Origin of the sequence: Comamonas sp. CAH-2, assembly GCF_009668305.1 — a bacterium.
Lineage (GTDB): Bacteria > Pseudomonadota > Gammaproteobacteria > Burkholderiales > Burkholderiaceae_C > Comamonas > Comamonas aquatica.
In genome coordinates, this window is record NZ_VSWF01000024.1 from 36,284 (window position 1) to 52,217 (window position 15,934).

At 51.1% G+C, this 15,934-nt stretch carries 8 protein-coding genes; all 8 read right to left on the reverse strand.

Going from position 1 to position 15,934, the window contains the following annotated elements; translation table 11 throughout:
* Window positions 1–28: 28 nt before the first annotated feature.
* The 8 genes from FYM52_RS13190 to FYM52_RS13225 all read right to left on the reverse strand — a co-directional run bounded on the left by FYM52_RS13190 (window position 29) and on the right by FYM52_RS13225 (window position 15,919).
* Window positions 29–1,408: a cytochrome P450 gene (locus FYM52_RS13190; protein ID WP_154164426.1), complete on the reverse strand. Its 1,380-nt coding sequence runs from the start codon at window positions 1,406–1,408 to the stop codon at window positions 29–31.
* Window positions 1,405–2,616 carry a hypothetical protein gene (locus FYM52_RS13195; RefSeq protein WP_162524718.1) on the reverse strand — a complete coding sequence of 404 codons (1,212 nt, stop codon included), beginning with the start codon at window positions 2,614–2,616 and terminating at the stop codon, window positions 1,405–1,407. The genes FYM52_RS13190 and FYM52_RS13195 overlap by 4 nt, the downstream gene beginning before the upstream one ends.
* Window positions 2,617–2,619: 3 nt before the next feature.
* Window positions 2,620–4,086 (reverse strand): capsule biosynthesis protein, encoded by a 1,467-nt coding sequence (locus FYM52_RS13200; RefSeq protein ID WP_154164427.1) that lies wholly within the window; start codon window positions 4,084–4,086, stop codon window positions 2,620–2,622.
* Between the two features lie 139 nt (window positions 4,087–4,225).
* Window positions 4,226–6,247 carry a capsular polysaccharide biosynthesis protein gene (locus FYM52_RS13205; RefSeq protein WP_370513848.1) on the reverse strand — a complete coding sequence of 674 codons (2,022 nt, stop codon included), beginning with the start codon at window positions 6,245–6,247 and terminating at the stop codon, window positions 4,226–4,228.
* Between the two features lie 92 nt (window positions 6,248–6,339).
* Entirely contained in the window at window positions 6,340–7,335 is a 996-nt protein-coding gene (locus tag FYM52_RS13210; protein ID WP_154164429.1) for a glycosyltransferase, read from the reverse strand.
* Window positions 7,336–7,394: 59 nt separating this feature from the next.
* Window positions 7,395–10,331, reverse strand: a complete 2,937-nt coding sequence (locus FYM52_RS13215; protein ID WP_154164430.1) for a DUF6270 domain-containing protein — start codon at window positions 10,329–10,331, stop codon at window positions 7,395–7,397.
* Window positions 10,332–10,418: 87 nt separating this feature from the next.
* The gene (locus FYM52_RS13220) at window positions 10,419–11,615 is read right to left on the reverse strand and encodes a hypothetical protein (protein WP_154164431.1); all 1,197 of its coding nucleotides are present in this window, start codon (window positions 11,613–11,615) and stop codon (window positions 10,419–10,421) included.
* 2 nt (window positions 11,616–11,617) lie between these two features.
* Window positions 11,618–15,919, reverse strand: coding sequence for a glycosyltransferase (locus tag FYM52_RS13225; RefSeq protein ID WP_370513849.1), 4,302 nt, complete (start codon window positions 15,917–15,919; stop codon window positions 11,618–11,620).
* Window positions 15,920–15,934 lie beyond the last annotated feature (15 nt).

A 15,934-nucleotide genomic window follows, 5' to 3' on the forward strand; every position in this document is an offset into this window, starting at 1 on the left:
CATCTTTCATCAAAGCTGGTATTGCCGCTCAACGCTTGCGCAGTTTCAGGCGCACCCCGTTTTCGGAACGGATCGTCAACCGGCCGACCGGCTGGGGCACATGCCCATACACAGGCTGCAACTCAAAGCGACGCAACAGGCACGCCAAGATCAGCACAGCTTCCTGCAAGGCAAAAGCGGCGCCCAAACACACGCGGGGCCCCATGCTGAACGGCATGTAAGCGTGCTTGATGGCGGTCTTGCTGGATTCCTGGTCAAAGCGGTCCGGATCAAAATCATCGGGGTTTGCCCACCACTTGCGATGGCGTTGCAGCAACCAGGGCGCAATCACCACGGTGCTGCCTGCCTTGACCTGCTTGCCACGAATGGGACATGCCTGCGTATTTTCGCGTGCAAAAAAGCCCACAGGGGGAAATAGCCGCAGGGCCTCGCGAAAGATGTTCCAGACCAGCGGCAAGCTCTTCATATCGCTTTGCGCCGGAGCACGATCGCCCAGCACTGCATCGATCTGCTCGAAAGCGCGCTGCTGCACCTCGGGAGATTTGGCAAGGAGATAGCAGGACCATGTCAAGGCGCTGGCAGACGTCTCATGGCCAGCGAGAAACAGCATGGCGACCTGGTTGACCAGCTCGTCGAAATCGAAAGGTAGCCCTGTCTGCGGATCCTTGGCCATCATGAAAGCGGCCAGAATGTCCTTGGGCTCATCGTCAATCTCACCGCGCTGATGTGCCTCATAACGGGGCAGCACCATTGCGCGCAACAAGCTGCGAATCTCCTTGGCGGCCTGGCGGCTGCGCCAGCGGTGCCAAGGCAATGCAGCCCAGCGCACGCCAAACAAGGCGGGCAGCATCAGCTTGGGCGCCAACGCCTGGTAACGCGCAAAAGCGTGGAACACGCGGTGTGCATCTGGCCCCTGCATGGGCTCTGAAAAAATCGTGCGAAAGATGATGTCGGCCGTGACGTGGGTCATCTCCACCTCGATGTCGTACTCTTCACCATCCTTCAGGGCATCGAGCCGCTCCAGCATCGCCGTGGCCGCATCGAGCATGCGCGGAAAAGCAACGTGCAGGCGCGCCTGCTCAAACGCAGGGTTCATCATCGTCCGCTGGCGCTGCCATTGCGCGCCATTCGTGGTGAAGATGCTTTCTCCCAGCAGCGGCTCCAGCGACTCATGTAACAGACGGCTCTTGGGGAAATGCTCTGCCTCGGTCTGCATCACACGCTTGACCTGCTCAGTGTCATTGAGCATGTACAAATCCACGCCCGGCAAATGCACCTCCCCCATCTGCATGGTGTAGCTGCGCTCGTACAGCGCATCCATCCAGGAACGCCGGGCATGCCAGAACATCCGCAGTTTGGACGCTTTTTCAGGATGGGGTTTGGGGTAAGCAGGACAAAAACGACTCATCGCACCAATCTTTTCGAAATGAATTCCATCAACAGGCCTTTGGAGGTAAGCATCGCAAAATAGTCATAGGCTCCAGGCAACTCGGAAGCCATCAAGTACTGAAAATGCATGCGCATCTTGTTACGGCGCAGCCAACGGTATGTGGAAGGGTGAAACAGCTTGTGAAACCGCGGAGAGCACATGTGCCGTGGATTGACACACTGCTTCAAATCGGAAGGCTGTGCCTGGGGCAAGCTCAATGCCACCAGATTGCACATGCCAAAACTCACGCTGTCACTGGGTGACGAAATATCCACCCAATACAAATCACGGTCTTGCGCCAACGCAAGCAACTGCTGACGCAAGACATCATCCGCCTGAGGCATCAGCGTGAACAATGGGATGCAGTTGCCCAAGGTTAGTAAATTCACACGCTGAAGCCCGTCTGGCCTTGCTTGCAGCCTGTGTCGCAGCGCCTTCACAAACGACACAGCCATCACACTCCCAACGCTGAAACCCACCACCACCACTTCGCGGTAGCGCGCCTGTTGCAACTGCTCGGCGACCAGATTCGCAGTGGTGGCCAATCGCTCATCCAGGCCCTCCACCGGGTGTTGTCCAGCCCCACGGCTAAAGTTCAGGATCCGCAATAGCCAGCTGACATGCAGCAGCTGGTCCAGCTTGTAGCCCCCAAGCAATACCAAACCTGCAGCCAGACAGCCAAGCAGCCAGCCCTGCCATCCAGCAAGAACAGCAGGTCCCACCATCAGCACAGCCAAAGCCATCAACAGACACAGCAGCATGTACACCAGGGGATAGGCAAGTGTCCACAGCACATAAGGCGTTTCTTTGTGCACTGGTGGCAGTGTGGCTCGCACCTTGAATACGGACATATAAGTGCGCCAAGCTTGGGCCACGACCTGCCATGTGTGCTGAGGCCAGTGTCGACGCACCAAATCCGACCAATCCAGAAACAGGTAATCGCTATCAGCACCTTGACCAGCAGAAATTGTCCATATGGAATGCTGCAAATCCGCAACGTTTCCGGGAGCCCAGCGCGAACGTGAGCCCACCTCATAGCGGACATCAGCCACCCACGATTGCTTATCCGCTTCACGGCGCATCAACTGGTGGTAGTGGCGCGCACCGCGAGGGTCGAACCCGCCGACGAATACGGTCAATCGCTCGCAGACTGGTTGTGTGGCAGCGACATTTTTTTCAATCGGCACGCGCTAGACCTCGGATTGGCGTGCAACGGGCACTGACGTTGTAATGGATTGCTCTACGCGCAGCAGCTTTGGGTGGTGGACGCTTTGAGTCTGCGTAGACACTCGATCGTTGGCGACCTCTTGCGCCCGCAACGGGTGACGCGCTTCCGGCACCTCCTGGGGCCACAAGCGCTCGGCCATCTGTCCATCCAGCGCAACGCCACATGTCCATGGAACGTCCTGGAGCTTGCGGTAAAAGCTTCCATTGAGCTGGGTGCGACGAATCAAAGCGCGCTTGAAACGCAGCAACTCCTGGCTATCGGGTACTGCCTGGCCGGCTAAGTGCCAGAACTGACGCAGCCGACCTTGAAAGGTCAGGCCTGGAATATCGTACAAGGCCGTTCCACAGACCTTGACGGGCGCACCATGACCCAAAGCCGACAAACCCACTGTGCTGTTGACGACCACGACACCGCGCGTGGCTTTCAGCAACGACGGCAAGTGCTGGTCATGGATGTACACCACCTTGCCATGTAATCCATAACGTTGCGTCAACCTGCGCAAGACCTTGCCATAGTTTCGATGGCCACGGTCCATAGGGTGGTGCTTGAAGACCAAAATAGCGTCCTTGATTGAAACACCACCGGCCGGAATTCCATCGGACTGCTCCGACACCCTGGCCTTGGCGAAAGAGCGCATTACATAATCCGCGAAATTGCACACCGAATTGAAGTCCGAGTGCACCGTAATCTGCGCGTCGTTGTAAACCTGCAGCGGCACCAGAAAGAACTGCCCGCGCTGCTCCTGGCATAAACGCTGTTCAGCACCTCGCTCCTTGAGCTTGTACCAGGCTTTGCGGCCGAACGACAGCCACCACCAAGGCGCATCCAGCACCGTCATCCGCCGGTGGTGCAAGGCATTGTTCCAACACCATTGGCCCAGCCATGCCGCAAAGAAATAGGCCATACCCCACATGGCGGCATGCCAGAAAGTATTACCCACAGGCTTGGCGGCAATAGCCTCCGGCAGTTGCTGCGTCGCACTGCTTAAGGTCGACTGCGGGCGCATGGCCTGCTCCACCAACCAAGGACCAAGGCTTTGGGCAAAAACCGAGTTCCCGTTCACCCCCACGGGTTCGAATGTCACGTAATCTGGGCGCAGATACCCTTCTTCGAACACACCCAGCGCACAACCCAATTCCTGGGCCAGCCCTCTGACACACGCATGTACCGGACGGCAATCACCAAACAGCAGCACCACATCAATATGGTGGTCGCGCATGAAGGCTTCCAACACGTCAGGCCATTGCGCCAAGTCGCCGCGAAATGCATTCGCGCCGCGCGGATAAAACAGCCAATCCCCGGCATTGAAATTGAACTTGAAGACTTCGGCCCCCTTGCGCTGCAGGTCCTTGGCCAAGTTCCAGAAAAATGGTCCGACGGGCCCTTGCAAGAAAAGCACACGCTTACCGGCAAAGCTCGGCAAATTCATGGAATGGGTTTTATAAAATTAAGCGCTGGACAGGCATCCAGATCTGAAAGCCATACAACATAAAGCGCTGAAAACATCGAACGCGTTTTTGCATGCGGGATTTTACGTAGCTTCAAGGCCTGGTTTATGTAAAGACCTGTCATCGTATACGCCGCAAACTTCGAACCAAAACCGCTATTTTTCTCCACTGGCGTCGCACATAGCCGATTCGCAAAGTTTGCAATCGCCCTGTTCCACGTAGCGATTCGCGCTGCTCCAACAGCTGACTCAATACAGCTTCGCAAGTGGTATAGCCTTTGAGCACCGGATCCCAGTACAAGGGATAGTGAAGCAAGGCACATGCCACGAGCTCGTCGAGATTGCGTGATCTGTGTCGTCGTGGCACTGCCAGTTGGTCCTCGGTCAACCCCCATCCGGCATAAAAAGGTCGACCGTGCACCACCACCCGTTTGCCGCGCAACAAGGCATCAAAACCAGTCAGCGATGTCATGGTGACCACCACGTCACAGGCTTCAATGCAGCTGACCACCGAAGCTTGGACTTCGACATGGTCCGCCACATTCAAAGCCTCATGGACAGCCATCTTTCCACGACGATTGCCGCTGGCCACATCCGGATGCGGTTTGTAAACAATAAAGGCGTCCGGAAATTGCCTGCGCGCAGCCTGCAACAACCCAAAATTGGTGCACACCCCTGAAGCATCGCAACCAAACCGGATGGATGCATCGTCTTCCACCTGGCCCGGCACCAGCACCACTGGCTTGCCGCCGCAAGGCCAATCCACAGGTATCAAAGGCTCCAGGTTGTACTTGGTGATGCCATGCTCAATGATGAAGGACCGCACCGCCTGTGCACGGCATATATCCTGCTCCGTCAATGCACGGGTGTTGAGCATGTCTTCCAACTCGGATGGCTGGCTGGGATCGAAATAAATGCCACGCGCATCCAACACGAAAGACTGTGGTGGAATCAAATCCGATCCCAACCCCACGGAGCGCACGAATCCATCTTCCATGCGCAGCAGGCGCACACCAGACTGCATCGCCAGACTCTCGAGCCCCGCCGGCGGCACACGCCCCCAGCAAACCAAGCAGTCCTGACCTTGAGGCTGCAAAGCAGCTGCTTCTTGCGTGTTCTTCACAAACAGCACGGCCCCAGGGCGCAGCGACAGCATGGGCTGGACATTCGCCGCCTTCCAGCGCCGTAAACCCACCACGATCATGCGACCACCAAAGCGCTGGCTCACGCTCCGCTGGCGCTGCAACCAGCGCATCACATCCTCAATACTGCCACGCTGGTGCGTTTCAGGATTGAGATAGCGTGTGTAGTGCAGATAGCCTGCAGCAAACAGCTCGTCCACTGACCGGCACCGCCCAGTGCCTGCGGAGCGACGCGCCATTGCGGGGTGATCTGGCTGTCGATCATCCGTCACACCCCAGCCGGCATACCAAGGCACTCCAAAACACGCTACCGGTTTACCAGCCAGCAAAGCCTCAAACCCCATGGTGGAACTGACCACATACACCTTGTCCATCTGGCGGATCAGTGACAACGGGTTCACCGCTTCACGTAACAGCACCACACGTTCACTCGGCTGCACGGCAGTCAGATAGCCCCCCTTGTGCCCAGCACTGACCTCTGGGTGCGTTTTGACGTAAATCGTAGCTTCGGGGTTCTCGGCCAGCGCAGCCGCCAGCATGGCATCAAAGGTCGCGGCATCCGCTCCACCCAATGCCACGCTCATGTCGCCAGCCGTCTGATCCACCACCAGCACACGCTGCGCATCGTCTGGGCGTAGCATCTGTGGCGAAGCATCAGGTGCATGGTTGTATTTGCTGAGCGCGGATTTCAGAAACTGGATCCGAATCTGGCGCACAGCTTGAGCGCTTGGCTGCAGTACATCGGCATCGCTGGCCAGTAGAAGCTCCAGCGCACTGGGCCGGGTACAGTCGTAGTAAATACCCGTATCGTCGAGCACCAGGGCTAGCGGCGGAAAATCCTGCCCCGTGCCAAATGAGCGTAAAAAACCATCTTCTAATCGAATGACAGCACCGCCTGCACATTGTGCAAATCGCGCAGCCCGTCTTAGGCTGGCTTTCTCTCCCCAGCCGACCCAGCATGTCTGCGATTCATGTCCCCATGGCAGCAAAGAAAACTTCACTGGCTGCCCCAAAAACGCATCCAGCCTAGACAAACGCCATAGCCCAACGCTCCAGATCGGTATGTGAACTACTGAATGGGCCATCAAAGTCCTCAAAGTCCTACCACGCGGACTATTTCTGCCAGCCGGTGCGCCCAAGTATGCTCGTTCAGCACATAGCGCGCACCCGCCTCAGCGCGACCTAGGTCATCCGCTGATGGCCCATGCTTAAGGCGGGCAAACAGATCAGCCGCTTCATCCGCATCGTGCACCACATGGCAGAAATCCTTGAAGTAACGCTCTACCGCAGGGCTGGGGTTCGTCACCGCAATGCCGCCACAGGCCAGTATCTCCACCAGGCGGCGTGAATACATGGTTGCAGAATCTTCAATCGTGTTCACGTTCAGCGAGACGAGGTAATCCCTGTAGATCTGCGCCGTACGGTCATGCGGCAGCGCAGGCCGCACCTCCAGCCCAGGCGCACTGGGAAAGCGATAGTTGGACGACTTGCGATCAGAGTTGCGGTCAACCACCGTCAGGCCTAGACCGGTGTCACTGGCAGCGCCAAACATCAAGTCTTGCCAATAACGCCGCCGATCATGCACATGATGGCTGTAGCTGCCTACGAAATTGGCACGGTGGTACTTAAATTGGAACCCGGTGAAATGATGGGTTTTGGGCTGAACGGGAAACATCAAGGTATTTACCGTAGTCCCTTCCCCAACCACGGTACGGTAGCGCGGAATGCAGTTTTCATCGACGGTAAAGATATGGTCGAACATCTTCGCGCTGTCAATGAAGCGGTCGAAATGAACGCCATCTTCTTTGTTCCAGAACACACAAGGAATACCCAGATCACGGGCACAAGCCACCATGCGCGCCAGCGCCCGGTTGTTGCGCTCAGGGTAGTCCGGGTAGGCGGCGATCTTGAACTTCCATGCGTTCCGGCAACCATTCCATGCAGACTCGACGAAGAGCAGATCAGGCTTCCAAAATTTGAACAACAGTTTGTAGTTCAGCGCAGTAACGTCACGCACAGTAACCTCTGGCTCCAAGCAAGCACGTGTTAATGCATCTGAAACCAGAGCTACTTTCAATTTTTTATTCATTTTCTAAACAGTAAACTGAATTTTGCGTGCGAAAAACCTAGGAGCATGCAGCAATAGTCTTATTGGGCTGCACAGTCATCGATTATTTTCTGTGATGCACGCAAACTCCATGGCAAAAATTCATTAAATGGAACCTTGCATGTCACTGTATTGATGGCAGTGTGTTGCATAAATCCTATCCCCGTAATTCCACGAATTGGAGCGACCTCATCCTCATTAAAAGATATATGGCATTGATCTGTTGGCAAGCGGAGCATGAGTTGGAATCTGGAATCTGGATGCGAAAGAATAATATCTTGTCCATGCAAAATAACATGGACTTTCTCACCGCAATGAAACATTAAAAACAAATCTTCTGATTCATTTTTTTCTTCTGTTTTCGCAATATCAAGAAAATCTATTTCAAGGCGATCAATACAACCACGAATATCGCGTTTCACTACTATATTCTCGTAGGCATGATGTTCACCATTCAATAAAAATTCGCTGCCATCTGTTTTTCCATCCAATTTTGCAACTCCTGGTTCAATCGAATAGTCGAACCCAGGAATAGCAAGTCCATTGTGCGCCACGGCCGAGCGTAGGTATGCTGGGATGGGCGCCTTGTATTCATGCGAATAGAAGCTCGGATCTATCAGCCATTCGATTCCGTCAAAAAACAGGGTAAAGGAAAGGTTATCCTCGTGCTTGTGCGTACGACACAGTGAGGTAGCAAACACAGTCAGCATAAAGGGAATACCGTCATGATTGCCTTTCACGATGCCATAACCGGCATTTGGCAAAATGGCACATACCGGGTTTTCATATGCCTTGCTGCGGCGCACATCAGAGCCCGATGCATTGCTGCGACGAAAAGTATCTCCTTGCGCTGGAGCTCTATTGTCTGGATAACGCAGAAAATTCGAAAACTCTGAAAGCTCACGCGCCACATCAGGTATATGTGAATCACGGCCTGTCAGTGTGACGAGATCACCTGCGAATTCAACAATTCGTTGTACACCTTGGTGATAGCCAATCGAGTTTTCAATAAAAACGGCAAATCCATTGTCACGAACAATAAGCGTATCCAATTGATCCGTCAGCCGCGCAAGAGCCGTTTCTAACCATCGACTCGCACAAGGAAAATCTGGCATCGCTAAAGCCGTCGCCATCAAAGCGATATCCTGAAACCAAGCATGATTGTGATATCGGGTTGGTTGGTGCGAAGCGTAGAAAAGCTCTGAATCGAGCAATTGACCATGCCGGAAAATCGCAGATCGCAATCGCGTCATGAATCGGTAATCGAACTTGTGCTCCACTCCCACCGCCCACATGAGAATCATGGCCAGCAACCGCTCTGCCGTACCGTGGTCATACCATGCGAACTTTTTGTTCTGGTCTGGCTGAAAATAACTACGATCCAGCCAATTGGTTATGAATTCCCGGGCTGCAAATAGCGGTGCCAATTCTCCACTCTTTCGTGCAAAAATCATCAAAATCGTTGCTGGGTGCAGCGCATGCCAAGAAAACTGGTAGGTTCCCACATTACCGAGATCCTTGGGTAAGGCCTGTTCGCCAGACCACGTCAATGCAGTTTCGCCATAAAGTGGGCAATTTCCTTCTGTCAAGAATAACTGGGCTTGTGTTTCTGCCGTGCGAAAACACTTATTCAAATAATTAAAAACAACATCAAGCAACTGTGGTGATACTTTCTCTAATTCCTCTACAGAACGTGAATTTTTATTATTTTGATGATCTTCGTACCATTTTTCCGGCTTTGACTCCATCTCCCGCCAGCACCAGAGTTTCTCGACATCGAGGGCTGCTCTATCAGCTCCAGGATTTCCTTTTATATATATACGTATATCACTAATTTGAGTTGCAGGTGGATTTTCCCATCCATTTTGCAAACCAAATGCAATATCGCCATGACCAATAGAAAATTCAATCCATTGATCTCGGGCTGCATTCGTAATCTTTACGTGTCGGAAAGCGTTTTCATGCGTATAACCTATACCAACGTAACGCAGAGAATTCCAGCCACGCAATCGAAACCGTGCACTGACGCCATTTCCTAACCGCGAACTTGGCAACTTGAATCGAAATTGATAAGTACCCTCTTCCCCTTCAAAAACAGACTCAATATGAGTCTCAAGCGATCTGGAAATGCAATTTCCAGAAACAGAAGTCAAATCAATAACGTTGGAGGAAGAAGAAAATTCTTCCCAGTCTTCTAAAAAACGATCAGAAAGCAGCGCAGGAGGGTGCATATCTTTATTAACAAGTAACTTCAAGGCATGTCGATAGTAGTCATCAATATAATGAAATGGACTCAGCCCCCATTGATGATTTATAGAACCTATCATCAATTTTTTTTCAAAACAAAGAAATTGCGAATCTTCAATATCCAACCTTATTCTTTCGTACATACGATTGAGAAATTTGTTGGAATCAGATATCCCACGCAGGCTGTAATGGGGAGAGAAATCCCCTCCACTCTCAGTTTTTTCAGCCCAATAAACACGATTAACCCGAAGAGAGGCGAGCTTACCAAGCTTCTTCAGAATTCCAACAAATCTGCTCCACCCACCTTCCCAGAGCCTGAAAAATTCTTCACTTCCCGATTTAACGATACGCCCATTATCAGGCAGGCACTCCAAACCAGCTGCAACAGCCTCATTCGACACCGTACACACAGCGCCAGATTGGAAAACAAAAATATCAAAGCGCTCATCGATTAAGTCTATCAATAAATAATCGAACTGCGATTTTTCAATAATATTTTCAAGTTTTTTCGTCAAGTCCGCATGAACAATCTTACGCTGAAAAGGTGAATTTAAATTTTCAGAATAGACATCATGAATTGGAAAACTATCAAACGCACTGGCAAATGAACTCCGTGCATAGTATTCAATCAACGAAAAATTTTTCAATTCATCAAAGTTTAATATATCGCGACTAACACAGCTGCCAAAAATAAAAAGCACTTGAGAATTTATTTTTTTTTCAGGGAACATTTTTAATAACTATAAATAGAGATTTAATATTAGAAGCAAAGCTCTTAAAAAATAATCACCCATGCATAATGTGAGATACATGATTTTTTATTTTGTTATTTTCTTAATTTCATAAGGAACATTAAATGGATTGCTTACATCGAATGAATTCCCAATTAACCAAATATCTTTAAATCTATCGTAAATAGCACAAAGAATATTTTGATCCAACCCCCAATTAAATCCTTGATGAATATATGTACTTTTAAAAAGTTCAGAATAAATGTGTAAAAACGCGTTCCCAACCGGCGTGTTGTTAATCACTACAGTTCCAGCCAAAACCTTTAACCATGGAAACCATGAGTTTATTAAATTCTCACTCTTCACCTGAAGACCAATATCTATTTCTTCACACCAATCGATAAATTTTTCAGGATTTTCTATGAGCTGATAGTCTATATCTGTAATTATTAAACCCCTCTTATTCTTTATCACTTCTGCTGCAATTAAAAATCTAGAGTTAGCAAAAAAAGTTCGACTATCTCTAAATTTCGGGCAATCCTGCCTTGTTACATCGAATCTAGATCCGAGTAAATTTCTTGCAAAATTAATTGCGTCTTCAGCAGAAGATTTCTCATCAAAATTCTCTGAATTATCAATCCAGTGCAAATGCAAGCCAACATTTGTGGTGTGATTTTTTATTGACAAAGCATAGTTATTTAAGAATCGAGTTATATATTTTGAATCGGCCGAAACAAGAATCCACCAGCCATTATCGTATTTAGTCTTTTTTTTCTGAAGAGAAAAATCCCGAATAATATCCGCGCCATCAAATGGACAAATACTTCTTGAGTACGAAAAAAAACTAGTGACAATACTACCCTCAATATATTCTTGATTACCCTTCAAGAAATAATATTGAGCCTCCTTTATTCCAGAGGCCTTATAATTAATACAACCTTTAAACAAAAGATTAGATTTTGTTGGTGGTGATAAATCCAACATCGAATCATATTTCCCGAGAGCAAGACTAGGATCTTCCCCTCGGATTAAATTTGATTTCATACCATGAAAAACAGCCAACTCATAAACCCTTGATCCCAAATGGGGAAAATAATAGGTTTTCTCCATAGCACTTACATAATTCGCCTGAGATATATCCCCTTCATCTAAATTATTCACCAAAACTTTCCACATAAGGCTGGTAAGCTTATCACACAAACTTTTACACACAGGATCGCGAAGATCTTGAGGCACATCTTTTACTGCTAGTAATGTACTGGATATTTCGCTTACTAAACTCATTTTTATTGCTTGTTTTTACTTTGAAAAAGTTCTATCTCAAATTGAATAACCAAGCTAGAACTACTCTGCTTTTGAATACGTTTTGCAGCAATCGCAGACATACTCTCAAAGAGATTAGGGGTTAGATATATACGTTCAATCCCATTTGCCATTTCTATAGCGTCATTCTCCGGCGCTAATACCCCAGAAATTTCATCAACGAACTCAGGAATAGCACCAACTCTATTTGTAATTGGAACTAAACCTGACGACATTGCCTCATCTCTTGAAACTCCTTGCGTATCCATTCTAGTAGGACACAAGAAAATACCATATTCCTTGTGGAGTGCTGCAATTTCACTCTGAGTGAGAAAACGCTGTTCTATATAGACATTGCTAAATTGGCGCAACGGTGCCAAGGTTTCTTCAAACAACGGCCCATCTCCTATCATTCGGAACTCTAAATCATTAAAAAATGATTTCTTTGAAAGCTCCAGGATAGCTTTTACACTTAAATCATTGGCATAGATTTTTGATGCGTAAGGGCGAATAGAAAGTATTTTCTTCCGCTGTTCAACCGGTTTTTTCTCGTAGCTGAATAAATCAGCATTGATAGGATTGTGAATGATAGAGTAATGGTCTTCCGAAATGCGAAAGCCCAGATCTTCCATGACATTCTCAGCAAACCATTTCGACACGAATACCAGCTTCAGATTGGTTGGTATATCTTTGAGTAGTTCACGCCAGAATGCCATGCGTTTGTCGCTTTTCATCTTGGCGACGGTGCGCTGCTCTTCGGTCTCGTTATTAAAGTCTCTGCGATGCCAAGGCTGGATTTCTGCACCATGCACCCACACCACAACCTTGATGCGGTCTACATGGTGCTGCAACACCTCCCACATGGCTGGATCGAGGAAATGCACCAGCACGCTCTTGTATTGGCCGCTGCATAGCATTTTGTGCAGCACCTCCTGCGAGCCGCTGATCACATCGACATCTTCAAACTCGTGGTATGAGACGGCTTCTTCTGTACGTAACCTGAACACATCGCACCTGACACCACGCTCACGGTAGGCGCGCACGCGACTGTGCACAAAGCCGTTGCGGTACAGGTCTTCATATGAGGGGTAATGATTGGTCAGCACCAGGTGCTCTGCCTGGCTAATCATTTCGGACGGCTGCAAGTTGCGGTGTCCTAGCACCAGCCCTTTGATTTCAGCGCTACCACCGGCGTAGAAGCGCAGCCCAAAGCGGATGCTGGAGGTACCCACCGGGATATCGACCTGCTGATTGCGGTTGGGGTGTTTGATAGCGTGGCTGATCTTTTGCTTTTGAGCATCAAGAAACACGACAACCAACTGAATGTTCAGGCCTGGGGTGACATCCAGATAAAACTTGAATTGGTTGTCGACACCAAGCGCCTTTAGGCTGTGCTCAGTAGTGGCGTACAGATATTCATGCTTGCCGTCGGGCAAGCTGGAATCAATGCGCCAATGGTCATATTCCACGCCCAGTTGGATGGCTGCGCTGGGTGCTTTGCCGAAGTTGGATGCCAGCTGTTTGCCAGTGAATACGGGGGATTCATCGTGGCCCGTGGTGGCAGGGGCAATACGTTCTGCGCGCATCAACAGTTCATCGATGCCGATGCCGGTGTTGAGCCCTGGCAGATCGTCAACGCTAGCGGTGACCTGTTCGCGCAGGGCCGGTTCAGCGCCGTCGCGGCAATAGTTGAACTCATCAATGGCAAGGCCGTTGTCCGTGGTGAGTTGCCGCTCAGGCAGGCCACTGAGCCATTCGGCGAGTAAAACATCTGCCACTGTCTGGATCCGGGTTGCCGCGCAGCGAGCCGGCAGGCTGTTGGCTGGCCTGTAGGCGGCATCAGGCTGCTGTAGTGCGGTTGCGCCATCAATCCCAGTGAAGTGCGCGGCCTTACCAATCATGTCGGCCCCGCTGTAGCGTGTGGCCAGAGCAATATCGAGCAGGTAATTAGGGCCGTAATAGTCTTTTGGCACCATGGCGGCAACCCACTGTGCTTCGCCCACGACAGAGCGCAGGGTTTGGCCTTTAATCTCAGCGGCTGGGACAAAATGTATGCCCGGCGTGGCCATGGGTTGCAGCGACTCCATGCCGTTCGAAACCACCACCAGCAAGCTGCGGTGTGCGTGGCGCTGCTGCTGGTAATGCACCAGGATGCTGTCAAGTTCCGCCTTGGTGGTTGCCAGGGCGATCACCGCGATATGTGGCAGAGTGTTTAGGGTGCCCTGGCCCGTGGCTTTGGACACCACATAGGCCATGCGCTGTGCATAGGTGTGCTCTTGCATGACCTTGCGCAGAGCGGCGAGACGCAGCTTGCGGCCGTGCACGTCATCGTTTGCCACCTTGTTGAGATGGCGCACCATTTCACTGCCACTGTCAGTGGTGATGACCAGATCGCCGAACAACAAGCGCACGCCGCGCGAGAAATTGCTGACGGTGATGGTGTTGGACGCCAGCAGTTCAAACACGCGGCGGGCAAACATGGTTTGCGACTGTTTGATGGAGTTCAGGTTGATCGCGTAGCGATAGCCTTTGTAGGCCTTGTCAATCTGGTCAAACGGCAATGTGCCAACAATGTAGGGCTGGTATTCAGGGGGAAACTGGTAGTTAGGGTCGCTTTTGCCAAAATTGCGGTCGTAAATTTCCAGCGGACGGAAGGCGGGTAAGGTCTCCACGAAGTTACCCAAATCGCGCGTGCGTTCGGGGTATTTGGCGTAATAGGCGCCAGCAAAACAGAAGGCGTCTTTGCGGTCGTAAGTTTCAATCGGGTTGTTGTTGGCCGGCTGGCAGGCAAAGGGCAGCAAATACACGCGCTCATGGCCGAGGGCCGCCTTGTAGCGGTGGATGCAGTCGATATCTGTCGTGAAGACATGATCGAACAGTTTTGCGGTGGTCAAGAAGGTTTCGAAATGGACCGGGTCTTCCTTGTTCCAGAAAACAGTGGGCACATTCTTCGTGCGGCACCAGGCGACGATGCCTTGCAACTCGGTGCTGGTATGGCCGACCTTGCTGCCCCACAGCTCATCTTTGCCGCGCCATGCGGATTCGATAAACAACAACTCTGGCTGGAATGCCGCCAGCTCCGCTTCCCAGTGATCGGGGGTGAGCTGTTGCGTCGTGCATTCAGGTTGGTACGAGCCGAAAGTGAACTCGTCCATGATGCACGCCACTTTGAGGTGATGCGGGTCTTTAACTGGCGCAGTAGCAGACACCGAGGCGTCTGGGGCATTTTGTGTAAGCACTGACACGGGCTGCAAAGCAATCAGCTGTTGCCTTTCGGGTGCGGCCGGTTTTTGATCGACCACTACCTTCACAGGTTTGGCCGGTACAACGACTTCCAGAGCTTTCTGGCGCTGATTCTTTTGTGCACGGCGTTTGAGCAGTTCTTTGCGCCACGCCCATAAGGCACCCGGCAAGCTGATGATTCCGCGCACCGACTTGAAATTTTCGATGAGCAGGTAGCCCAATTGAAATGATAGGCTGGCACGTGTCTTGATCACTTGTTGATCTGCAGCCATTTTCTGCTGCTGCAACTTTTGCAGCTTGGCATGAGCTTCGGAGAGTGCTTGCTTGCTTTTCCTTGCATCAAGCTTAAGCTGTTCTATTGCATGTTGCTGCTCACGCTTGAGCGCGTAATTTTCTTCCAGTTTGCTTTTCAAGCTGGGTACGTCTTCTGCCGTGATCTTGCGGTATTTCAGATTGGCTTGTTCCAGCTGCACTGCGGTTTGCTTGACCCGCTTTTCTGCGGCAAGACGAGCGTTTTCTTGCTGAGACAGTTGCTGCTTGAGTTTGTCCACTTGCTCAGTGGCAAAACGGTATTTTTGATTCGCGCTTTCCAATTCGTGACTGGCAGCATCCAATTGACGGGCCTGTGTCTGCAGTTGTTCAATTTGCTGCTGCAGCGCACTGCGCTCTTGCTTCAACTGGGCTTGGGCCTGTGTGAATTGCGCCTGAATTTGCTCCAGCGCCTTGACACTCTCCGCACGGGCAGCCTCTTCCTGCACCACGCGCTGCTTCAAGCTGCTGACCTGCTCGGTCGCATCCCGGTACTTTTTGTTCGCCTCTTCCAGCCGCTCCTGATTCGCTTCAAACTTGGCCTGCAGGCCAATGAGCTGTTTTTCTGCCTCATGCAAGGCCGTCGTGCGGCTTTGCCCCTGAGCCTGCAACTGTTCGATTTGTTGCTGCAGCCCACTGCGCTCTTGCTGCAACTGGGCTTGGGCCTGTGTGAATTGCGCCTGAATTTGCTCCAGCGCCTTGACACTCTCCGCACGGGCAGCCTCTTCCTGCACCACGCGCTGCTTCAA

What these genes read in the sequence shown, in the direction of transcription:
- FYM52_RS13190 (WP_154164426.1), bottom strand. Translation starts at nt 1,408, where the DNA reads ATGAGTCGTTTTTGTCCTGCTTACCCCAAACCCCATCCTGAAAAAGCG.
- FYM52_RS13200 (WP_154164427.1), bottom strand. Translation starts at nt 4,086, where the DNA reads ATGAATTTGCCGAGCTTTGCCGGTAAGCGTGTGCTTTTCTTGCAAGGG.
- FYM52_RS13210 (WP_154164429.1), bottom strand. Translation starts at nt 7,335, where the DNA reads ATGAATAAAAAATTGAAAGTAGCTCTGGTTTCAGATGCATTAACACGT.
- FYM52_RS13215 (WP_154164430.1), bottom strand. Translation starts at nt 10,331, where the DNA reads ATGTTCCCTGAAAAAAAAATAAATTCTCAAGTGCTTTTTATTTTTGGC.
- FYM52_RS13220 (WP_154164431.1), bottom strand. Translation starts at nt 11,615, where the DNA reads ATGAGTTTAGTAAGCGAAATATCCAGTACATTACTAGCAGTAAAAGAT.